The sequence below is a fragment of the Devriesea agamarum genome, assembly GCF_900070355.1.
GTDB lineage: Bacteria > Actinomycetota > Actinomycetes > Actinomycetales > Dermabacteraceae > Devriesea > Devriesea agamarum.
Genome location: NZ_LN849456.1, coordinates 614,856 through 633,184, shown reverse-complemented (window position 1 = coordinate 633,184; position 18,329 = coordinate 614,856). Strand labels below are relative to the sequence as shown.

The following is an 18,329-nucleotide window of genomic DNA, read 5'->3' as shown; positions in this document are numbered from 1 at the left end:
TCTGCCTGCCCACGGAATATCGTCGGCAGGCAGGTCACATCGGAAATTTTCAGTAGGGCAGGTGGGGCTTGAACCCACGACCGACGGATTATGAGTCCGCTGCTCTAACCGGCTGAGCTACTGCCCCTAGCCTGGGTCGTACCAGACGCTCTATCGTACGTGGAATAGAGCTCTTAGGAAAACTCAGACTGAACGGAGACTCCCATGCCCCGTGCGCTACTGGTCGTCGATGCCCAGAACGATTTCACCGAAGGTGGCCCACTGGGAGTGGAGGGAGCGACCGGAGTCTTTGAACGGATCGCAGCCCACCTCGGCGCGCATTCAGGGGATTACGCCGTCATCATTGCCACTCAGGACTGGCATATCGATCCGGGGTCTCACTGGGCTGACGAACCGGATTACGTCAACAGTTGGCCGCGTCACTGCGCTGCCGGCTCAGATGGTGCGGAACTAAACGGCATCATCTCGGCCGCTCTCGCACGCGTGGAGGCCATCCCGGTATTGACCGTGGTCAAGGGGGAGTACGAGGCAGCGTATTCGGGTTTTGAAGGCCACGTCCCTGAGCATGCGGGAGAACAGCAAGGGCATCACCTGGCAGGTCAGAGCCTTGATCAGGCGTTGCGGGCCTATGACATCGACGAATTAGACATCGTCGGCCTCGCCACCGACTACTGTGTGCGGGCCACCGCCCTGGATGCCATCAGGCACGGGTACACCATTCGTCTGCTCACGGATATGGTGACGGCGATTGATGCATCCGCCGGACGTGCCGTGTGCGCGGAGATTTCAGCAGCCGGTGGACAGATCGCGTAACGCGGGCCAGGACCTGTCCGCTGGAGGAGGTGCGAGTCGTCCTACGACGGCAACACTCCCCACCCGGCAATGCTCCGTGAGACAGGATCCAGCAGCAGGTCGCGCGAGTGGGGCTCAGCGAGGAGATCGATTAGCAGGTGGCGGCATCGAAAGGGCACCCGAAAAGCTGAGCATGACGATTACCACACTGGTGCGATCTGGTTCGATCCACACCGGGAACGCTGCTAAAGTATTTCAGGTCAGTCCCGCGTAGCTCAATGGTAGAGCATTCGACTGTTAATCGAACGGTTGTTGGTTCGAGTCCAACCGCGGGAGCATATGGGTCCCGTCGCCATCAGGTGACGGGACCCTTCCTGTTTCTATCCACTGCAACGGCACGCCAGTTGCGAGTGCCCATGCCATTACTAGCGTTCTCCTAGGATCGCGCTCACCACGCTCTGCTGACCCTATCGTTCGACGAGACGCGCCGATCCGTTCGGCGAGTTCAGCCTGTTCAAGGCCAGCATGTTCCCTGGCTAGGCGTAGACGCACAGCCTTGGTTATCTGAGGGATGTTCCCCAATGCAGCATCAACAGTCATATGGGCAACTTACCATCCTAGGGGACTTAGCGCCACCTGGGCGTAACATGATGGGCCAGAGTGCTCGAGTAGGCTATGTTGCTCCTAAGGGAAACTTGCTCTATAGTTGCCGGCATGACCGAATCAAACTTCCCACATGGGTTACTTAGCACCACACAGGTAGCTGAGCGTCTCGGCATCACTCGCAACACTGTCCTTCAGCGTCTAGCTACCGATCGCTTGGTCCCAGCAATGAAGCTTCCGGGTCGCACTGGCGCTTACCTGTTCGATCCTGCCGTGATCGAGTCCATCGCGTGCGAGGATGCCGCGCACGAATCTGAGGAGAACTAATGGCTTCCATGTCTTGCAACGTCCGCGAGGGGGTGCTACGGTCTGTGACAGGTGCTGAACACACCCAAACGACCGGATCCGTCGCCCCGAAGCGCGGCGTTTTCTTTGGCTTCCTTTTGGGAAGCCGGGTAGCGCGCACGCTATACAAGACCCCGCAACGCGGGGGAAGGCGGCGGGCCCGTGTCGTTTCGGGTGTTCAAGTACCCGGCGTCTCTCTGCCTGAACAACAGGGCGGCGTCTGTGAACGAAAAAACGACACCCTGGAGGCTACGATGCCTTACCCCACTTTCTCGCACCTCAGCGCGCCGTCTGCGTCTGCTGGTGCCCACATCTCACGTGTGTCCAACGATGCCGCACGCCATGACTCATCTTGCGCTGCCGGAGATGGGGTGCTACGGTCTGTGGCAGGTGCTGAACACACCAAGAACAAGCGGTTCCGTCGCCCCGAAGCGCGGCGTTTTCTATGGCTTCCTTTTGGGAAGCCGGGTAGCGCGCACGCTATACAAGACCCCGCAACGCGGGGGAAGGCGGCGGGCCCGACTTGTTCCGGGTGTTCAAGTACCCGGCGTTCTCCTCGCCTGAACAACGAGGATGCGCCCCTGAACGAAAAGAACAAGATCTCGGAGGCTACGATGCCTGTCCCCACTTTCTCGCACCTCAGCGCGCCGTCTGCGTCTGCTGGCGCCCACATCTCACGTGTGTCCAACGATGCCGCACGCCATGACTCATCTTGCGCTGCCGGAGATGGGGTGCTACGCTCTGCGGTAGGTGCTGAACACACCGACCATTACAGGCCCGTCGCTCCTAATGCGGCCTTTCCTATGGCTACTTGTAGCCGGGTGGCGCGACCGCTATACAAGACCCGCTTTGCGGGGAAGGCGGCGGGCCGGGGTAATGGCCGGTGTTCAAGCACCCGGCGTGAGCAGTCCTTGAACAAGACATCTCACGCCCCGCTGAACGAACTCCATTACACGGAGGCTACGATGCCTTACCCTCATTTTTCACACCCTCACACCCATGCCGATGTAGCCTGTCCTTCAGACGTGCGCACGGTTCGGGTGACGCGCAAGCTATACAAGACCCGTGTGGCGGGAAAGGCTGCGGGCCTGCCGTGGTTCAGGTGTTCAACCGCCCGACGTGCGCACGTTCTTTCCACCCTGCGGCGCTTCAGTACCCTCGTGGCGGGGGTGACGGTGTGAGTGGTCGTTCACGTCATAAAGAACACAATGCGGTCCTTCTTCGTCATATCGTACACGCGACGAATCTCATTGAGGTCCTCGTCACTGAAGTCCGGAACCTCAGTGACGTCATACAGGAGCGCGAGCGGAACACCCGGCGTCCAGTAATGGAAACCCACCCTTGCCGACACGCCATGCTCACTGAGGGACATATTAGGGGTCTCGATTTTCAAGAGGTCGTGCGATTCGCGCAGGAAGAGGCTGATAAGCGCCTCCGTCTTCGCGAGGGACTTGTCGGAGACAGAGGCTCTGACATTCCCGCAGATGAACATGCCCATAACGATGCTCCTTCGGATAGTCGTGGCGACAGTTTAGAGGGAAAGGACTAACGCCGTGTGTGAGTTTATCGCTGAGCTTGAAAAAGAAGGCGTGACTATTCCATTCATCATCACCATTGTCTGCGCCGTCATCTGCGTGGTCATGTGTGTTTCTATCTGGTTCGATATCATCCACACCCTTATTGAGGAAAGGCGAGAAAAACGGGAGCGCTCTCGCCTTCAACATCAAGAACAAGCTCGCCCGGACAAGGCATCTCCCAAGTCGCCACTACCAGAAAGTCAATCGAAGAATGAGAAGGGATAGTTACCGGCTCAGGCAGGTCAAGGCGAAAGAACAGGTCCCGGTTATGGACGCTTTTGACCGTGAGGGCATGGTCCACGTTACTGCGCAGCCGGTACGATCTTCCTTCGACATATGTCAGAGTGAGCATATCGGGCTCGTGGGCATCTGCAATACGCTTGGCGCTCTCTGCGAGAGTGTGGGCCTCGCTCAACAGTCGTTCCGCCTGTGCCGCGCGCTCAACCGCAAGTTCTACTTGTCGATGCGCCGCGCGAGCCTGTTCCTCGGCAAGGCGTACCTGCTGTTCGGCTCGCTGACGTTCTTCCTCAGCCGCGCGGCGTGCCCTTTTCGAGTACCGCGCGTGCCACCAGGCGAACGCGCCTCCCAAAACCGACAACACTGCCGATGCGGCTGATATCGATGTAGCTATATCCATTACCCCAGTCTATGTGTGGCTTTACTGATCTGGGGTTATAACGACGAATATTAGAAAGAAGGTGACCAGCGATGAACCGTAAAAGGCCGCTCCCCAGACCTCAAGTGGCATGGGGTGGCAAAATTATTCCCGATCCGAATTACGAGTCACAGGTAAACGGTGTCCGCCCGGTCTTCAAGCCGGTCGGGACTCGGGTGGAGCGGACGATCATAAATCAGGTGCACAGCAGCACTCGCAGGTATCCACAGCCGTTGATGTCCGTTCCTGGGGTTCGGGTGTGTGAGTTCATCCTTAACCTCGACGTCAAGTTGTCCTGCGAGCCAGAAGCCGCGTCGTTCCCCGGTGACCGAATCATTCACGAGCTCTGCAACGCGGTCGAGGACATCATCTGTGGTTTTGATCCTGAGACCACCACTCAAGACGCCTTCAGCCTTAAGGTCGATTGGCCAAAGTCCGAAGGTGTTGACGATGAGAGTAGCCATAAGATTTCCTATCTTGACGCTCCTGCGGAATCCGACACCGCAGTCGATAGCACCACGATAGATCACCCCGCAGACGCTAAGAGCGCATTTGACGGGAGGCGGCCATGACCGCGCACGTTATTCTCGTTGAGCGCCTGAAATCCAATCGTTCATTTCTAGAATGCTATGACTGTGAATGGTCTAGTACTGTTTGCAATGACAAATTTAACCGAGGTGTACGTAAAGAGCTGAAATCGCATTGGAAAGATAACCTTGGCATTGAAGATGTGTCCCGGGAGCATCGTTGCGTTGTGATCAGCTATTTTGGAATCTGTTCGCCATCATGTCTCAGTTGCTCATGGGAAGGTTCCTATTCTCTAAACCCCTATGACCTCGTCAAAGAAGCTAAAAAGCATATAGCTGAGAATGCCACCTAGCCTTACATAACCCAAGCTTACACAACCCTAAATACCAAACCATCCCAAACGAAAGGGGAAGACCCGCCACAACTATATCCATAGTCGCTGTTCTCGTGCTCAGACTCTAAACGATGTGCGCCCGTGTTTCATACTTTACGCCTAGACGGGAGGCGACCCACTGGGAACCCTATTGGACGCAAAGGCCCCGGTGAGCGCTAGAACTCGGTCACTTTTAGTGGCCGAGCTAGAGGCGCTGGTTACGCGGCTAAAACTGGGTGGGTTCGCCGGGCGAAAATTGTGGGGCGAGGAGACAAAGCAAGCAGAGTCCCCGCTAGGGGTCCGATTCAAAAGAAAGGGAGCATGATGAAGATCGGCAACATAGAAATTAAAACGACGGCGGCACCATTCGTAGAGGAGGACGGGGTTAGATGGTATGACCTAGACGAGGTGCGCAAAGATTTGGCTAGCATGTCAGGCGGTAAGGGGGTAGCGTCCGTCTATCCAGAGGACATATGCAAAGAAGATTGGGTTCAAGAGTTCCCCCTCCCTGTCGCCCTCATTCGAGAATCTGCATTTCTAAGAATGCTTGGCGAAGAGCTCTCGTACTCTATGTCCCGCAATCTGGCGTAAGAGACGCGAAATAACAACCGAAAGGAAGCAAAATGAAAATCGGCAGGTTAGAAATCACTCCTACGGCAAGGTGGATTATGGGCGAGGATGGCGATAGGTGGTACCTATTTCCCGAAGCGCTTGAAGATATATTTAGCGTGGCACCTCCAGGCTTTGATGTGAAAAACGGTTGGGATGATGTGCGTCCCGTAGGCGATAACAAGGGTATAAGTCACGACAGTGGCCTCATTCGGGAGTCTGCGTTTCTACGGAATATCCAAGAGGCCCTTCAGAGTCATACGCATAGGTGTGTTCTGTGTGGCGCAGAGCGGAACGACTGAAAGGAAGCACTACTAAACCGCCCCAACCTGGAAGGCGAATCGAAAGGGAATGACCGATGAAGATTGAGGTTCCAGAGCTTGAAGGTGTCAATATCCGATACATTCGGACCGGCGACAAGTACCTGTATTTAGCTTCAGATGTCGCTAGCGCATTCGGCTACGGGTATGCCGAAAATATGCTCGCCGTCCTAGGTATCGAAGGTTGGTCGGTGAAAGCTTATGTCGGAAGCGGAGAAGTGTGCGCTGGAGTTTTTATAACCCAAGACGTCATGCTCTCGGCGGCTCGCAATATGCACAGCGACGAAATTCAGAAAATGAAGCCCCCCGCAATAGGCTGCTTAGACGATCCAATTGCCGAGGTCCTGCTAGAGAGTGGGGTGATGGTTAATTACTACCTCACGTACTTCGTGCATAAGCATTACGAAAAAATTTCCAAAGAAAACAAGCCGAAAGCCACTGAGGACTGACCATGAATGCTACAATGGGATACAACGAAAGCGGACCCCAGACAATGCAGATGTCCAGGGCCTCGTCAACCCATAACGCTACCTTTACGGGCCGCGTTATGTCCTCAAAAAAGAGCCACGCCGGACATGTCTTGGCAGATAACCCCGACGTGACTCATACTCCCCTAAGGAGTCCAGCTATGGTAGCAGGCAGTGCTTGTTCCCGCAAGTCCGTCGTGACGTGCGGTGGTGCGTCATGACGACCAATACCCCCACCCTGTTCTCGTCCGGCGAGTTCGAGCTAAGCATCATGCCGTCCGCTGAACACGGCTTCATCGTTATTGCCTCATCGCTGGCGAAAGCGTTGGGCTTTCGAGATGCTTTTCGTCTCACGGAGAGCATTCCCGCAGACCAGAAGGGTTACACGACGGCGGAGACCCCCGGCGGACCTCAAAAAGTCTGGTACTTGACGGAGGCCGGGTTCTATCACGCGATAGGCCGCCGGCAGCCAGCACGAATCAAAGACCCGGCTATGCGCGCCCAGGTCGAACGGTTCCAGGCATGGGTTTTCTCTGACGTCCTTCCCTCGGTTCGTCGCCACGGCATGTACGCAACCCCTGACGCTGTGGATGCGATGCTCTCTGACCCAGACATGGCGATCCGACTACTTCAACAGATCAAGGAGGAGCGCGCGGCTCGTGCCGCACTTGAAGAGAAGGCCATGCGTGACGCGCCGAAAGTCTTGTTCGCTGATGCGGTGAGTATGTCAGATTCAACGATCCTTGTCGGTGATCTCGCGAAGATTCTGCGGGGTAACGGTATTGACATCGGTGCGACCAGGTTGTTCTCAGTCCTTCGCAAGCACGGCTACCTGGTCAGTCGTAAGGGTTCTGATTGGAATAGTCCGACACAAAAAGCAATGGACCTTGGCTTGTTCAAGATTAAGGAGACGGCGGTGACGCATTCGGATGGCCACGTCACGGTGAACCGCACACCGAAAGTCACTGGGAAGGGGCAGGCGTATTTTATTGACCGGTTCTTATCGGGCCGCCTCAATATAAGCGCCGCCTAACCATCTCTAACTCTAAATCCGTCGCCTGACGGCATCGCAACGATGCAATACCAGGGGTGAACTATGCCTGATTTCGTGGAAACAAAGCGCATGATTCAGGAGGTCGCGCAAGACATGGGTGCACACTTGTCGGCGCGAAAAGTTCACCGCCTGGCCCGCATTTGTCACGCGATATGGGACGGCGACTATGTGCCGCCCCTGGTTGACGACCCAACCGCACAAGAAGCGATAGAACGTGTTCTCGCCGATGTCTACAGCAAGGAAGAGGGTGGCGCGGATGAACTGCAGCCGCTTCATTAACGCTACAAATCAATAACCCCTACCGAAAGGACAAAGAAATGAAAAAAATGCAACGGAATGACAGTATCGGGACGCCATTTCCCGGCATCGAGGTTGCCATAGACGACGACAATAAACTGTGGTTCGACGCCGAAGACGTTGCCAATTATGCCGAATATGCTCCCGGAGCACCCGATCTCTACTGTGATCTTCCGGACGAAGATGTTTGTCTTGCGAAAGTTGGTGATGACGAATGGAAGCGAGTGCTTATAAGCAAGCGGGTTACCCTCGATGTGCTTCACGAAGCCGTCGGGCACGCTAAATACAGCGACTGCGAGAAAATGATAAAAGAAATCGAAAAGTGGTGCAAGGAGAACTTAAAATGAATATAATGCAGTGGTGGGACGAGATTAGGATACGTAACATCGAAATCACGGTCGCCGTAGACGACGATAATAAACCGTGGTTTGACGCTGACGATATCGCTTACTGCCTTGAGTACCTCTATGCGTCCGAAATGTACAGGGATCTTCCAGACGAAGATGTTTGCTTTGCTAAGTATGGGCCAGGTGGGGATAAGCAAGTTTTCATCAGTAAGTGGGAAACCCTTGAACTCCTTACTGACGGCATTGAGTACTCCGAGAGGATCGATTGTAAGGAAGCAATAAAGGCAATCGAAAAATGGTGCGAGGAGAATCTGGGATGAAGAAAATGTCACCGTGCGACCTGCTCAATGTTGATAATGTCAGCATATTTGTCGCCCTAGATGATGACAATAAACCATGGTTTGATGTCGAAGGTATTGCTATTTGCGCTGAGTACTACTATGCAAGCAGCGTTTATCACGATCTCCTAGATGATGATATTTGTCTTGCGGAAGCTTACGGTGCGCGAGTGCTTATAAGTAAACGGGCAACCCTTGAAGCCCTCCGCGACGCCATCGGATGCACCGTGGATAGAGATTGCAAGAAGATCATAAATGCAATCGAAAAATGGTGTAAGGAGAAACTGGGATGAAAACCTGCGAAGAAGCCGGGGTTGAAAATGCTCCCTGGAACCTAGATGCCTTCATAGATAACGAAGGGCAAGCCTGGTTCATGGCTGAAGATATTGCGCGTCACGCACGAGTGAAGCCCGACCACAAGGTTTATCAACATGCCGCCAAGGAGGAGGTCTGCCTCATAAAAACAAAGCGTCACGGATTAAGGGTCTTTGTGACGGCGGAAGCTGTTTACAATTTCTTTAAAGACTTGCCTGACGACCATCATAGCAGACTACTTGAATATGGCCCAAGAAATCTTGTTTACGATATCGAAGACTGGTGCCTCGATAACGATCTGAAATTCTTTTAAGTCCTCGAAAGGAAAACAGCCATGTCGAGCAACGTTCTTACCATCCGCCGCACCGATGCCGCCCCGTCAAAGCTGCACGATTACGCCGTACGCGTTGGCTTTAACCACACCTACGCCGAGTGTCGGACCTGTGGGTGGACCGGGCCGCTCCATGCAGGATATTTCGGTGCTGAAGCCGAAATCGACGGCATAGGACACCAGGTTGACGCGGGAGAGCGCACTGAACCCCGTAAGGTCGCACCGCCGCGCCGAACGTCTAGCGTGCGCATTATCAACGCTCTAGGAAGGGTCGGCTTAGGGGTTGTCGGACTCATGCTGCCCCTCGGACTTGCTGCCGCGATTGTGTACCAGGTATAACGCCTATGCCAGCCCCAAGGAAATGCCCACGCTGCGAAAGCATTCCCGTCACCGAGAGCGCTTCAATTGTTACCCCTAGCGGTAACATTCTCCCCATCCTGCGCACCTATTGCCCCAACTGCCGCCGCCTCAAAAGGAAATACGTCCTGCACGAAGTCGTTCAGCGGACACGTAAACGGTAAATATAGCATGAAAGAAATTGTGTTATGACTGAATATAAAGAGATTGAGCCGTATGAATTGCACGGACATAATATGCGTGCCTACCAAGATTTAGAGAGCGGCAAGCAACTAGTCGAAGCGGCTGACTTGTATAAAGCGCTCGACTATGACAGTCGAAACGATTTGCTGGAAATGCTGGATGACGATGAATACGACGTCGATTACACACGATTTGCTGAAGGGGTAAATGGAGATGGTGTTTTAGTATCCATAGAGGGTATGCTTTCTGCCCAACTCTGTTCCACTCATCCTGAAGCCAGGGATTTTAGAAGGGCGTTTACCCACAACCTGATCCCCGCCCTTGCCAGTACAGACTTAGAGCTAGAAGAGGCTGTCGCAATTATTTTACACGCGGCGGAATTAAAAAGTTTTCTAAAAAACTCGCACGAAAACACAGAATGCAACACCACTGAAGACAAGCGCGTTGAGAGGGAGATTTGAGAAATGCGATTCGAGACGACTAAATATATCCCCGAAAGCGACAAGCCGATTCGTGCGATTATCGACGATCAGACTTTCGAGGCGTGGTTTCACTTGGGAGACGTCGCCGAAGCTTACGGCTATAGCGACACCAGTGTTCTGTTAAGGGTTGTTGGAGTCCAGCATACTGAGAGGAAGCGCTGGGAACATGGAGATGACTACGTAAATAAAACCTCCCTAACCTTGGCCGGTCTTCGACTTGCCGCACGCCATGCACCTAATCAACGTTTCGTGGCGGTTGATGATTGGATAATCCACAGCATTCGGGACCGTGAGCGCAAGCCAAAAGATGGAGATAACTAAGTCTCACCTGTTGCCCTAAGGCCCGCTACTGGCGGGCCTTTTTTATACCCACAAACCAGATGACCCGAGGAGGCTACATGACTAACGATGACGAGCTGAACCACATGAAAACCGGATGAATCAGTGACGAGAAGTAACCACAATCGACAAACCTCGCCAACAAGTGGACAACAGTTATTCGCGGACGACCCTGAACTAGCCGCTGTTACGGATTGGCTGATGGGCAAAAGCGACCCCGATCCAGCGCCACCCAAGCAGTCAACGAAAAGTCAGCAGGGTAACAATCCGTGGAAGCCGGTCCCTGAACGGAAAAAGCCGCGAAGCTACCCGCCTTACAAAGACCCGACAGGCAATACCGCCATTAGGCGAGCTATACAAAAGAGCAAAAAACGATGACCACCCCGCGACCCATGACCGCTAAAGCTATCGAGGCGGCGTGTTCAGCTGACGATGCACAGAAGAGCCCCTGGGCACGTATGACGCGCCACGATGCCGCCGTACGCGCCTATAGCCCAACCGTATATCTCCATGGCACTAAATACAGCCTGAACCTATGGAGAGACATCGCCACTATATGTGGGAAGAGACCCGCATGAGCAGCCCCGCTAAACGCCGACGCACCTCACCAACCAAGGACTGGATGAGAAGTGATTACTTCCCATTCCAACCGCCACTGAAGCCCGAGCTAGCAGCTAAGGCCAGAGACGTCGTATCCCGTCGATGCCCAGACGCAGATCTTATTCACCGCATGCTTGGAATCGCAAAGGAAGAGACATGAGTCTTACGTTTTTTGAAGAATCCCACCGATACCAGTTAGACGGTAAAACAGCCCCGTCCGTAACAACCATTATTAGCGGCGGCATCCCTAAGCCGGGCTTGATGTACTGGGCAGCCAACCAGGCCGCGAAAGCTGCCACACAGTGGATTTCCGACACCCTGGCAACCCCTGACCCTATGTGGGTGCTTGAAAACGTCAACTCTGACGCTTTGTACGATGAATGGCGCAAAGCGCCGATTAGAAAGCGCGATAAAGCCGCGATACGCGGAACCGCAGTCCATAAAATCGCGGAAGGCCTGGTGTATGGCGATGAAATTGACGTGCCAGATCAACTTGTGCCGTACGTCACTGGGTACGCCAACTTTCTGGATAAATGGAATGTCACCCCAATTCTAACCGAGAGGTCAGTAGCCAATCGGCGGGATTGGTGGGTGGGCCGGTTCGACCTCATCGCGAGCATACCCAGCATTCGCGACGGTCAGCCTATCGAAATTGACATCAAGACCAGCTCAGGCGTCTACGCCGACACCGCTTTACAGACTGCCGCTTATGCGTGGGCAGAGTTTTATGTCAACGATGACGACCCCGAGACCGAGCACCCGCTACCCAACGTAGCGGCCACGTATGTCGCGCACGTGACAGATGAGGGGACGCGCCTGTACGAGCTATGCGCGAACCGTCGAGAGATTAATCGTGCCTACCGAGTTTTCAAGGCGGCACGCACCGTTTACACCCGATGGAACCCTAAAAACCTTAAGGAGATCACCTCATGAACGAACTCGTTCCACATCAGTCTTCATCCCACGCGATGAACCTCAGTGAGCAGATGGAATACAGTAAGGCCTTAGCTGCCGCGTCGATTATTCCTCGCGAATACCAGCAGGCACCGGCTAACATCCTGGTCGCCATCGGATATGCTCAAGCGCTCAGTGAAGCCCCAATCACGGCCCTTACTGATATTTACGTCGTCAATGGCCGCCCGTCCATGTCGGCTGCCATGATGCACCGCAGAGCCCTCGAGGCGGGGCACCGGGTGCGTGTAACGGCAGATGACCAATCGGCCACCGCATCCATTTGGCGACGCGATGACCCGGGGTATGAACACAAAGTCACCTGGACCCTTGAGCGTGCCCGCACGGCAGGAATTACCGGAAATGCGACGTGGAAAAAGTTCCCCAGTTCCATGCTGAGGGCGCGCGCAATATCCGAATGCTGCCGCCTTGCCTGCCCAGAAGTCTTAGGGTCTGCGAAGTATACGCCCGATGAGATCGGCGGCGACTTTGTAGACGTTCCAGCAACGGTTGAGGTCGTCTCGAGTGCCCCTACTCGCAAGGTCTCACGCAAAACCAAGCCCAAGACGACGCCGACGCCCGACGATTCCTCTGATCAGGAAGCGCCGCCGCCACACAACAATGCAGGTCAGTCAGCGCCGGTGGGTGATCAGCCATCTGAGGCTGCATTTAAGCGAATGTTCGCCATTCTCAATGAGAACGGGTTGATCGGACGAGATGAAGCACTTGGCTACGTCTCGAGCATTCTTGGCCGCGATATCGCCTCACGCTCTGAACTGACCGCTGATGAGGTCGCGCGTATATCAGATTCATTCACCCCAGCCCCTAAGGAGCAATAAACCATGGCCGGAGACACCATTATCACTGTGGTCGGCAACCTGACCGCCAACCCCGACCTGAAGTTCACCCAAACTGGCACCCCGTACGCCCTGTTCACGGTCGCATCCACCCCGCGCACCTTCAATCGTCAGACCGGCCAATGGGAGGACGGCGAAGCGCTATTCATGCGGTGCACGCTCTGGCATGGAGCGGCTGAGAACATGGCCGAGTCCCTAGAAAAAGGCATGCGCGTAATCGTCCAGGGTCGACTGAAGCAGCGGTCCTACGACGATCACGAAGGCAATAAGCGCACCATTATCAGCCTCGACGTGGATGAGATTGGCCCGTCACTGCGTTACGCCACAGCTAAGCCGGTCAAGGTCCAGCGCGGACAGCAGGGCGGCTTGGCACCGTTCGGGGCTCAGCAAGCAGCCCCCGCACAAAACTGGACGGCTCAGCAGCAGGCCTACACCCCAACACCTGCACCTATGCCCGCACCCCAGGCGCAGGCGGTACCGCAACAGGTGAACCCGTGGGCTAGCGGGACGAACGAGCTGCCGTTTTAAAGGACCCTATGAAAGGAAATATCATGAACGCATTCCCTAGCGTATTTGTGGTCCTCGACCCTGTCCAGGATTATGAAGAAAGCGACGAGATTCTAGGTGTATACGGCTCGTTAAGGGCGGCAAAGTATGCCGCTCGAGCTGTCCGCCGCAAATGCCACCGCATTGCGCCTTACTACACAGAATACGGCAATAGGCACCTAGAAATTCAGGAATGGCAGGGTCCTCAGCTTCACAAGACGTGGGATTATTCGCCGTACACAAAGAAATGGAGTGAAGTAAAAGAAAGCGGCCGGTAAAGCTACGAAAGGAAAAGAAGTGAAGAATGAATTTGTGGCCTATGTAGCTGTAGCATCAGCTTCGTACGAGGGTGAGACTGATGAAATTTTAGGCGTCTTTGGTTGACTAGATGAGGCCAAGGAAGCCATGAAGGTGTTATTGAAAAAAGCGGACTACCGCTATCGGATGGATTTTGTAGAAATTCAGGAATGGCGAGGAACCCGTCGTCTCAGACTATGGGAGCGTGGCCAACAAGAACCATATTGGCAAGAAGTCCATTAGACCTTAACGTCAACCAACCCCACCTCAACAGCCCGGAATGATCCGGGCTTTTTTATGCCCAAGAAAGGATAAAATCATGGTCTTTCAAGCGATTAGCAGGTCGGATCGACCCAACCAAGCCCCGTCTCCCGTCGTGACGATCACTCAATTCCCAAGCCACAAGCGCGGTTCTCGCGTCCACATCTACCTCAATCGCACTGTACTGAGGATGCTGAATGATCCCGCATACGTCACGCTGGCATGGGATAACGCTAAGCGCCTCCTCCGCATCGCCAAAGCATCGCCGACAGACCTAAACGCTTACACACTCAATAAGGGATTCATTCGGATAGCGTCCGCCAAGCTGGATCACCTGAACTGCGACTTTAGTAATAGTCGGCAGGTTTCGGCCTGCTCCGATAGCCTTGATTCTGTCGTGATCGATCTATCTGAGGTGCCGTATTCCCATACCCTCAGGACGCAAGGGCTTGTGGATACATCTTGCTGTGGGCATCGGCTTACCGATGGCGTCAGGGAGCATTGGGATCGAGATTATCCTGATCTTGTCGAGGCTGAGTTTAAGTGTGCCTGTGGCGAGTCGATATGGCTCGAGGTTGACGGGATTCGCTGGAATAAGTTCATTTCTATGTGGGATAGCCATCTTCAAGATGTTTGGCAAATAGAGTTAGACAGGTACGAGAAAGGTAGGCCATGAGTGCTGACTGAATAGAAAACGCCGTCCCGGAATCGCCTCAGGGTGACAAGAGTGATGCCTAGCCGCTTCGTCTCGCGCGAACCCCACCCGTAAGCCCCTGCTGCACCCCACCAGCGGCAGGGGCTTATCCATGCCCACCAAACAGCTTCCCGACCCTATCTAGACCCATGGAGGAGGTTTCATGCACGGTCCCGATACATGGGACTACACGGACCCGTCATGGACCCCGCGTGATGCCGACTATCCATTCACGCCCCAGACCTTCACCCTAACCATTCCGCTAGACCTCACCATTACAAGCAACCGCGCCGCACAGACGTGGAAGCGCACCAAGGTGAAAGACGCTATGCGCGCGCTCACGAGGGTTGCAGCGCGTCACCTACAGTCGTGCAGTCGCGCGACCATCTGGGTAGGGATTACGAAACGCACGCGCAGAATATACGACCCGGTGAACTTGTCTGACACCTTTAAAGGGTGCATTGATGAGCTAGTCACCATGAAAATACTCGACGAGGATAACTACAACTACGTGAACGGTCCATGGCTATGGCACGAGGGCGTAGATACCATGATCCCAGATAAACACTTAAGGGCCAATGTCATCCTGGACGACTATTGTCGGCCCGTTTTTCCGTTATAGCGGGGAGGCGGTTTACCCTTTATTTCTGCCTACTTACATTTCATTTTGAATCTATTTACGAGGGGAATCTATGGCTATCCGAAAAAACATGGACTGCGTTCCGCTGCATGCCTTTTATATGGATGACGAAAAGATGATCGGCTTAGACGAAGAAGCCGAACTGATGTACATCCGCATGCTGGCCTATGCGAAACGTTACCCGGGGCGGGATGGGTGGATATCGGACTCGGAGCTAACCTCTCGACTAGGCGTCGCGGCTAAGCGCGCGGCACCAGGCGCGAGTTCCACCCCCAATTCCACCCCCAATTCCACCCCCAATTCCACCCCCAATTCCGCGCGGAAAGAGGGGTGGAAAGAGGGGTGGAAGGTCAGCGGAAGCGACCCGATGAGCAGAGCCGAACGTCTCGAAAAGGCGCGCCTGATCGTTCGCGACGGCGACGGCTATCGCATCTGCGGATGGCTCAAATGGAACGAGAGTGGCGAACAGATCGAGCGCAAACGCGCCAAGGATCGGGCGAGAAAAAAAGCTGTGACCAGTAAAAATGATGAAGCTGATGCCCCCGCGGAGCGGAGTCCGAAGGCCGACCAGAGCCCCCGATGTGGGGATGAGCAGAGCTCCTTGTTCGATGAGGCTGAAGCATTCCACCCCCAATTCCACCCCCAATTCCGCGCGGAAAGAGGGGTGGAAAGAGGGGTGGAAGTCGACGCGGAAGAAAAAGCGCCTCTCTACATAACTAGTAGTAATAATAAGAGAGAGGGTGCGCGCGGGCGCGCGCGTACCCGTACACGTGCGCGTGAGGCGACGCGCATCCCTGAGGATTTTGCGATCAACGAATCCATGCTAGAGTGGGCCTCACGAACAGTTCCTGGCCTGAACATCCAGTGGCACACCGGAGCATTTTGTGACTACTGGAAGAGCGCAGAGACAAAGAACGCTAAAAAGTCTGATTGGATTCAGGCGTGGCGAGTCTGGATGCGCAAAGAGTTTGAACGCGGCAACTTCGGCCCGAAGCTAGCAGCGCATTCTTCCTCGGGTAGGCAATTAGAAGAATGGGAACTTCGTGGATAGCCCGGAGTTTCTTAACGCTAATCTTGGATCGGCCGACACGATTGATGCTGAGAAGGCAATTATTGGCGCATGCTTGTTTGACAGTTCAGCAATTCGCTGGGCAAGTGAGCATATTTGCGCCGATGATTTTCTCGCCACGCGATTAGGTAATATCTGGGACCTGCTGCATACCCGATGGAAAAACGGCGAACCGACTGATGTCGTGTCAATGGAAGCCGTCGTGCGGCGGGAAGTTAAGGGGTTCAACTCGGCAGAGCTGTTCGACCTGACGAACGCGGCACCCATTGGCGGGTCAGTGGGGTTCTGGGCCGAACAGGTCGCGGAAGGAGCTAAGCGTCGACGTTTGGTTCAGATGGCCGTCAGGGCTCAACAAAACGCCCTAGAAGCCGATCTGGCCGACGCTATCGCTATCGCTAAATCTGACCTGGAAAATATCGGGTCCCCACACTCTCGGGCCCTTCAGGCGCGCATGCTCTCGGACATCCTTCAAGAGACTGACGCCTACGATTGGGTGATACCAGGCATTCTTGAACGCCGTGATCGGCTTGTGCTGACAGGTGGCGAAGGTGCAGGTAAATCGACACTGGTGCGCCAGATGGCTGTATGCTCAGCGGCGGGCATCAACCCGTTTACTTTCGAGCGCATTCAGCCTGTTCGGATACTGGTCGTCGATGCCGAGAACTCGGAAAAACAGTGGCGGCGGGCAACTCGTACGCTGGTTGCCAACACGTCCCAAGAGCAGGGGATGGATGTTGGCAAGCTGGTTCCGCTAGCATGCGTTCCCCGACTGAACATCACGTCCGAGCGTGATCTATCGGCCCTGCATGACTTGATGGATGAGCATAATCCGGATGTGCTGTTTATCGGCCCGCTGTACCGCCTCACGCCGAGGGCAATCCAGTCTGACGACGACGCGGCTCCCTTGCTTGCAGCACTTGATTCACTGCGATCAAAAGGGGCCGCGCTTGTCATGGAAGCCCACGCCGGGCACGCGCAATCTAGCGGCGGGATTCGCGAGCTAAGGCCGCGCGGTTCGTCTGCGCTTTTGGGCTGGCCTGAGTTTGGGATCGGGCTCCAGCTTGACCCGTCTTATCCGCCCTATGAGGCGAACAAACACTATCGGAAGGTTGACCTTAAGAGGTGGCGCGGGGATCGGGACGAGCGGGCATTTCCCGACTCGCTCTATGCGGGCAATTACTACCCATGGACGCCAGAAAACTACCGCTACAGCCCCTCGAGCCCGCCCGAGCCGACAGAACCATACCCAGACCACTATTAGGCGCTTACAGGGCGCTCCAGCAGCCCTGAAGGCATAAGAAGTAACCCCACACCAGCGTCACCACGCGCAGAAGCGGAATCTGCGGGGCTGAGACCACACATCCAGCCCTAGACGTTTGGGAGGACCCATGTCCGAAATCGATGCACAGCACATCATCAAGGTGATCGTACGGGCCGAAGAATGCGCGCTGACCTTGCGGGATGCCGCCCGCAGTAAGCGCAAAATGATCGGAGAAAGGGTGAATGGCACGACGTACGAATCTAGTGCGCCGATTGATTTAAACCTGTTCGATCAGGCAGAGATGATCCACTACTGCCTGCAGGGATGGGCCAGGATCGTTGAGGAGGAGTATGGGAGCACGCTCCCGCGCGATGACACCGAAGAGCTCGGGCTATACCTGCGCCGTCACGCCACCTGGATAGCTGTCCAGGCGTGGACTGAGGACATGGTGCTAGAGCTCAGGGATCATGCCCATATGGCTGAGGGGATGCTTGGCACACTCCCGCGCCGCACGCTTGTTCCCACTCCGTGCGGATGTGGTGCGCAACAGTGGGTCTACCCTGATGACGGGTGGATCGTGCGATGCAGGGCGGGGCATGAGTCGAAGGTGGCTGAGCATGCACAAGATGCCGATAGTAAGCGCTTGACCATCGCCCAGACATCGAAACTGTTAGGGGTGTCTCGCCGCACGATTGGACGGATGATTGAGCGCGGTGAGCTACAGGCGGAAGGTGCGCCACCCACCATCTCCTGTTCTGTTATCAAAATGTTACCTATAGGACTTGCAGGTGAGAAGGGTGCCCACTAATCTGTGATTGATTGAATTTTTTGTACCTCGACC

General features: G+C 54.9%; 26 protein-coding genes and 2 tRNA genes. 24 read left to right on the top strand and 4 right to left on the bottom strand.

Annotation, left to right across the window (positions count from 1 at the left end; genetic code table 11):
- Positions 1-53: 53 nt before the first annotated feature.
- Positions 54-127 (bottom strand) — tRNA-Ile (locus BN1724_RS02835).
- Between the two features lie 77 nt (positions 128-204).
- Here BN1724_RS02835 and BN1724_RS02830 point away from each other — a divergent pair.
- Both BN1724_RS02830 and BN1724_RS02825 read left to right on the top strand, forming a co-directional pair.
- Positions 205-813: an isochorismatase family protein gene (locus tag BN1724_RS02830; protein ID WP_058234153.1), complete on the top strand. Its 609-nt coding sequence runs from the start codon at positions 205-207 to the stop codon at positions 811-813.
- 243 nt (positions 814-1,056) lie between these two features.
- Positions 1,057-1,128, top strand: a tRNA-Asn gene (locus BN1724_RS02825).
- Here BN1724_RS02825 and BN1724_RS13545 read toward each other — a convergent pair.
- Positions 1,090-1,392, bottom strand: coding sequence for a helix-turn-helix transcriptional regulator (locus BN1724_RS13545; protein WP_084253082.1), 303 nt, complete (start codon positions 1,390-1,392; stop codon positions 1,090-1,092). The two genes, BN1724_RS02825 and BN1724_RS13545, sit on opposite strands and share 39 nt — an antisense overlap.
- Before the next feature lie 114 nt (positions 1,393-1,506).
- Between BN1724_RS13545 and BN1724_RS02820 the strand changes: the two genes are divergently transcribed.
- On the top strand, positions 1,507-1,722 hold the full coding sequence (locus tag BN1724_RS02820) for a helix-turn-helix domain-containing protein (protein WP_058234152.1): 216 nt from the start codon (positions 1,507-1,509) through the stop codon (positions 1,720-1,722).
- 1,207 nt (positions 1,723-2,929) lie between these two features.
- Here BN1724_RS02820 and BN1724_RS02815 read toward each other — a convergent pair.
- Positions 2,930-3,238 carry a hypothetical protein gene (locus BN1724_RS02815; protein ID WP_058234151.1) on the bottom strand — a complete coding sequence of 103 codons (309 nt, stop codon included), beginning with the start codon at positions 3,236-3,238 and terminating at the stop codon, positions 2,930-2,932.
- A 55-nt stretch (positions 3,239-3,293) separates the two neighbouring features.
- Between BN1724_RS02815 and BN1724_RS12820 the strand changes: the two genes are divergently transcribed.
- Together BN1724_RS12820 and BN1724_RS12815 are read left to right on the top strand one after the other, a co-directional pair.
- Positions 3,294-3,542 (top strand): hypothetical protein, encoded by a 249-nt coding sequence (locus tag BN1724_RS12820; protein WP_157085722.1) that lies wholly within the window; start codon positions 3,294-3,296, stop codon positions 3,540-3,542.
- 43 nt (positions 3,543-3,585) lie between these two features.
- Complete coding sequence (locus BN1724_RS12815) at positions 3,586-3,933, top strand: hypothetical protein (protein ID WP_157085721.1); 348 nt, start codon at positions 3,586-3,588, stop codon at positions 3,931-3,933.
- 167 nt (positions 3,934-4,100) lie between these two features.
- Here BN1724_RS12815 and BN1724_RS02805 read toward each other — a convergent pair whose 3' ends face one another.
- Positions 4,101-4,436, bottom strand: coding sequence for a hypothetical protein (locus tag BN1724_RS02805; RefSeq protein WP_058234149.1), 336 nt, complete (start codon positions 4,434-4,436; stop codon positions 4,101-4,103).
- A gap of 758 nt (positions 4,437-5,194) precedes the next feature.
- Between BN1724_RS02805 and BN1724_RS02800 the strand changes: the two genes are divergently transcribed.
- The 19 genes from BN1724_RS02800 (at position 5,195) to BN1724_RS02700 (ending at position 18,296) form a co-directional block, all read left to right on the top strand.
- Positions 5,195-5,464 (top strand): hypothetical protein, encoded by a 270-nt coding sequence (locus BN1724_RS02800; protein ID WP_058234148.1) that lies wholly within the window; start codon positions 5,195-5,197, stop codon positions 5,462-5,464.
- Between the two features lie 376 nt (positions 5,465-5,840).
- A complete protein-coding gene (locus BN1724_RS02790; protein WP_058234146.1) occupies positions 5,841-6,251 on the top strand; it encodes a hypothetical protein in 411 nt (136 codons plus the stop codon).
- A gap of 235 nt (positions 6,252-6,486) precedes the next feature.
- Positions 6,487-7,302 carry a phage antirepressor KilAC domain-containing protein gene (locus tag BN1724_RS02785; RefSeq protein ID WP_058234145.1) on the top strand — a complete coding sequence of 272 codons (816 nt, stop codon included), beginning with the start codon at positions 6,487-6,489 and terminating at the stop codon, positions 7,300-7,302.
- A 63-nt stretch (positions 7,303-7,365) separates the two neighbouring features.
- Positions 7,366-7,602: a hypothetical protein gene (locus BN1724_RS02780; RefSeq protein WP_058234144.1), complete on the top strand. Its 237-nt coding sequence runs from the start codon at positions 7,366-7,368 to the stop codon at positions 7,600-7,602.
- Between the two features lie 38 nt (positions 7,603-7,640).
- Entirely contained in the window at positions 7,641-7,967 is a 327-nt protein-coding gene (locus BN1724_RS02775) for a hypothetical protein (RefSeq protein WP_058234143.1), read from the top strand.
- On the top strand, positions 7,964-8,287 hold the full coding sequence (locus BN1724_RS02770; protein WP_058234142.1) for a BRO-N domain-containing protein: 324 nt from the start codon (positions 7,964-7,966) through the stop codon (positions 8,285-8,287). The genes BN1724_RS02775 and BN1724_RS02770 overlap by 4 nt, the downstream gene beginning before the upstream one ends.
- Positions 8,284-8,598 (top strand): hypothetical protein, encoded by a 315-nt coding sequence (locus BN1724_RS02765; protein ID WP_058234141.1) that lies wholly within the window; start codon positions 8,284-8,286, stop codon positions 8,596-8,598. Before BN1724_RS02770 ends, BN1724_RS02765 begins: the two co-directional genes overlap by 4 nt.
- Positions 8,595-8,933, top strand: a complete 339-nt coding sequence (locus BN1724_RS02760) for a hypothetical protein (RefSeq protein WP_058234140.1) — start codon at positions 8,595-8,597, stop codon at positions 8,931-8,933. The genes BN1724_RS02765 and BN1724_RS02760 overlap by 4 nt, the downstream gene beginning before the upstream one ends.
- Before the next feature lie 21 nt (positions 8,934-8,954).
- Positions 8,955-9,290 (top strand): dsRNA-binding motif domain-containing protein, encoded by a 336-nt coding sequence (locus tag BN1724_RS02755; protein WP_058234139.1) that lies wholly within the window; start codon positions 8,955-8,957, stop codon positions 9,288-9,290.
- Positions 9,291-9,496: 206 nt separating this feature from the next.
- Complete coding sequence (locus BN1724_RS02750) at positions 9,497-9,952, top strand: BRO-N domain-containing protein (RefSeq protein WP_058234138.1); 456 nt, start codon at positions 9,497-9,499, stop codon at positions 9,950-9,952.
- A 3-nt stretch (positions 9,953-9,955) separates the two neighbouring features.
- Entirely contained in the window at positions 9,956-10,294 is a 339-nt protein-coding gene (locus BN1724_RS02745; protein WP_058234137.1) for a BRO-N domain-containing protein, read from the top strand.
- Between the two features lie 774 nt (positions 10,295-11,068).
- Positions 11,069-11,845, top strand: coding sequence for a hypothetical protein (locus BN1724_RS02740; protein ID WP_058234136.1), 777 nt, complete (start codon positions 11,069-11,071; stop codon positions 11,843-11,845).
- The gene (locus BN1724_RS02735; RefSeq protein ID WP_058234135.1) at positions 11,842-12,702 is read left to right on the top strand and encodes a recombinase RecT; all 861 of its coding nucleotides are present in this window, start codon (positions 11,842-11,844) and stop codon (positions 12,700-12,702) included. The genes BN1724_RS02740 and BN1724_RS02735 overlap by 4 nt, the downstream gene beginning before the upstream one ends.
- A 3-nt stretch (positions 12,703-12,705) precedes the next feature.
- Positions 12,706-13,248: a single-stranded DNA-binding protein gene (locus BN1724_RS02730; RefSeq protein WP_058234134.1), complete on the top strand. Its 543-nt coding sequence runs from the start codon at positions 12,706-12,708 to the stop codon at positions 13,246-13,248.
- A gap of 23 nt (positions 13,249-13,271) precedes the next feature.
- The gene (locus BN1724_RS02725; protein WP_058234133.1) at positions 13,272-13,544 is read left to right on the top strand and encodes a hypothetical protein; all 273 of its coding nucleotides are present in this window, start codon (positions 13,272-13,274) and stop codon (positions 13,542-13,544) included.
- 1,137 nt (positions 13,545-14,681) lie between these two features.
- Positions 14,682-15,140 carry a hypothetical protein gene (locus BN1724_RS02715; protein WP_058234131.1) on the top strand — a complete coding sequence of 153 codons (459 nt, stop codon included), beginning with the start codon at positions 14,682-14,684 and terminating at the stop codon, positions 15,138-15,140.
- A 70-nt stretch (positions 15,141-15,210) separates the two neighbouring features.
- Complete coding sequence (locus BN1724_RS02710) at positions 15,211-16,209, top strand: hypothetical protein (protein ID WP_058234130.1); 999 nt, start codon at positions 15,211-15,213, stop codon at positions 16,207-16,209.
- Positions 16,202-17,488: an AAA family ATPase gene (locus BN1724_RS02705; protein ID WP_058234129.1), complete on the top strand. Its 1,287-nt coding sequence runs from the start codon at positions 16,202-16,204 to the stop codon at positions 17,486-17,488. Before BN1724_RS02710 ends, BN1724_RS02705 begins: the two co-directional genes overlap by 8 nt.
- A gap of 127 nt (positions 17,489-17,615) precedes the next feature.
- Positions 17,616-18,296, top strand: a complete 681-nt coding sequence (locus tag BN1724_RS02700; protein ID WP_058234128.1) for a helix-turn-helix domain-containing protein — start codon at positions 17,616-17,618, stop codon at positions 18,294-18,296.
- Positions 18,297-18,329: the final 33 nt, after the last annotated feature.

Bases quoted from the DNA above. Each gene is read 5' to 3' on its own strand.
- BN1724_RS02765 (WP_058234141.1), top strand. From the start codon at position 8,284: ATGAAGAAAATGTCACCGTGCGACCTGCTCAATGTTGATAATGTCAGC.
- BN1724_RS02700 (WP_058234128.1), top strand. From the start codon at position 17,616: ATGTCCGAAATCGATGCACAGCACATCATCAAGGTGATCGTACGGGCC.
- BN1724_RS02780 (WP_058234144.1), top strand. From the start codon at position 7,366: ATGCCTGATTTCGTGGAAACAAAGCGCATGATTCAGGAGGTCGCGCAA.
- BN1724_RS02805 (WP_058234149.1), bottom strand. From the start codon at position 4,436: ATGGCTACTCTCATCGTCAACACCTTCGGACTTTGGCCAATCGACCTT.
- BN1724_RS02815 (WP_058234151.1), bottom strand. From the start codon at position 3,238: ATGGGCATGTTCATCTGCGGGAATGTCAGAGCCTCTGTCTCCGACAAG.
- BN1724_RS02830 (WP_058234153.1), top strand. From the start codon at position 205: ATGCCCCGTGCGCTACTGGTCGTCGATGCCCAGAACGATTTCACCGAA.
- BN1724_RS02820 (WP_058234152.1), top strand. From the start codon at position 1,507: ATGACCGAATCAAACTTCCCACATGGGTTACTTAGCACCACACAGGTA.
- BN1724_RS02710 (WP_058234130.1), top strand. From the start codon at position 15,211: ATGGCTATCCGAAAAAACATGGACTGCGTTCCGCTGCATGCCTTTTAT.
- BN1724_RS02755 (WP_058234139.1), top strand. From the start codon at position 8,955: ATGTCGAGCAACGTTCTTACCATCCGCCGCACCGATGCCGCCCCGTCA.
- BN1724_RS02715 (WP_058234131.1), top strand. From the start codon at position 14,682: ATGCACGGTCCCGATACATGGGACTACACGGACCCGTCATGGACCCCG.
- BN1724_RS12815 (WP_157085721.1), top strand. From the start codon at position 3,586: ATGGACGCTTTTGACCGTGAGGGCATGGTCCACGTTACTGCGCAGCCG.
- BN1724_RS02730 (WP_058234134.1), top strand. From the start codon at position 12,706: ATGGCCGGAGACACCATTATCACTGTGGTCGGCAACCTGACCGCCAAC.
- BN1724_RS02800 (WP_058234148.1), top strand. From the start codon at position 5,195: ATGATGAAGATCGGCAACATAGAAATTAAAACGACGGCGGCACCATTC.
- BN1724_RS02770 (WP_058234142.1), top strand. From the start codon at position 7,964: ATGAATATAATGCAGTGGTGGGACGAGATTAGGATACGTAACATCGAA.
- BN1724_RS02745 (WP_058234137.1), top strand. From the start codon at position 9,956: ATGCGATTCGAGACGACTAAATATATCCCCGAAAGCGACAAGCCGATT.
- BN1724_RS02735 (WP_058234135.1), top strand. From the start codon at position 11,842: ATGAACGAACTCGTTCCACATCAGTCTTCATCCCACGCGATGAACCTC.
- BN1724_RS02785 (WP_058234145.1), top strand. From the start codon at position 6,487: ATGACGACCAATACCCCCACCCTGTTCTCGTCCGGCGAGTTCGAGCTA.
- BN1724_RS02725 (WP_058234133.1), top strand. From the start codon at position 13,272: ATGAACGCATTCCCTAGCGTATTTGTGGTCCTCGACCCTGTCCAGGAT.
- BN1724_RS02760 (WP_058234140.1), top strand. From the start codon at position 8,595: ATGAAAACCTGCGAAGAAGCCGGGGTTGAAAATGCTCCCTGGAACCTA.
- BN1724_RS13545 (WP_084253082.1), bottom strand. From the start codon at position 1,392: ATGACTGTTGATGCTGCATTGGGGAACATCCCTCAGATAACCAAGGCT.
- BN1724_RS02750 (WP_058234138.1), top strand. From the start codon at position 9,497: ATGACTGAATATAAAGAGATTGAGCCGTATGAATTGCACGGACATAAT.
- BN1724_RS02790 (WP_058234146.1), top strand. From the start codon at position 5,841: ATGAAGATTGAGGTTCCAGAGCTTGAAGGTGTCAATATCCGATACATT.
- BN1724_RS02740 (WP_058234136.1), top strand. From the start codon at position 11,069: ATGAGTCTTACGTTTTTTGAAGAATCCCACCGATACCAGTTAGACGGT.
- BN1724_RS02775 (WP_058234143.1), top strand. From the start codon at position 7,641: ATGAAAAAAATGCAACGGAATGACAGTATCGGGACGCCATTTCCCGGC.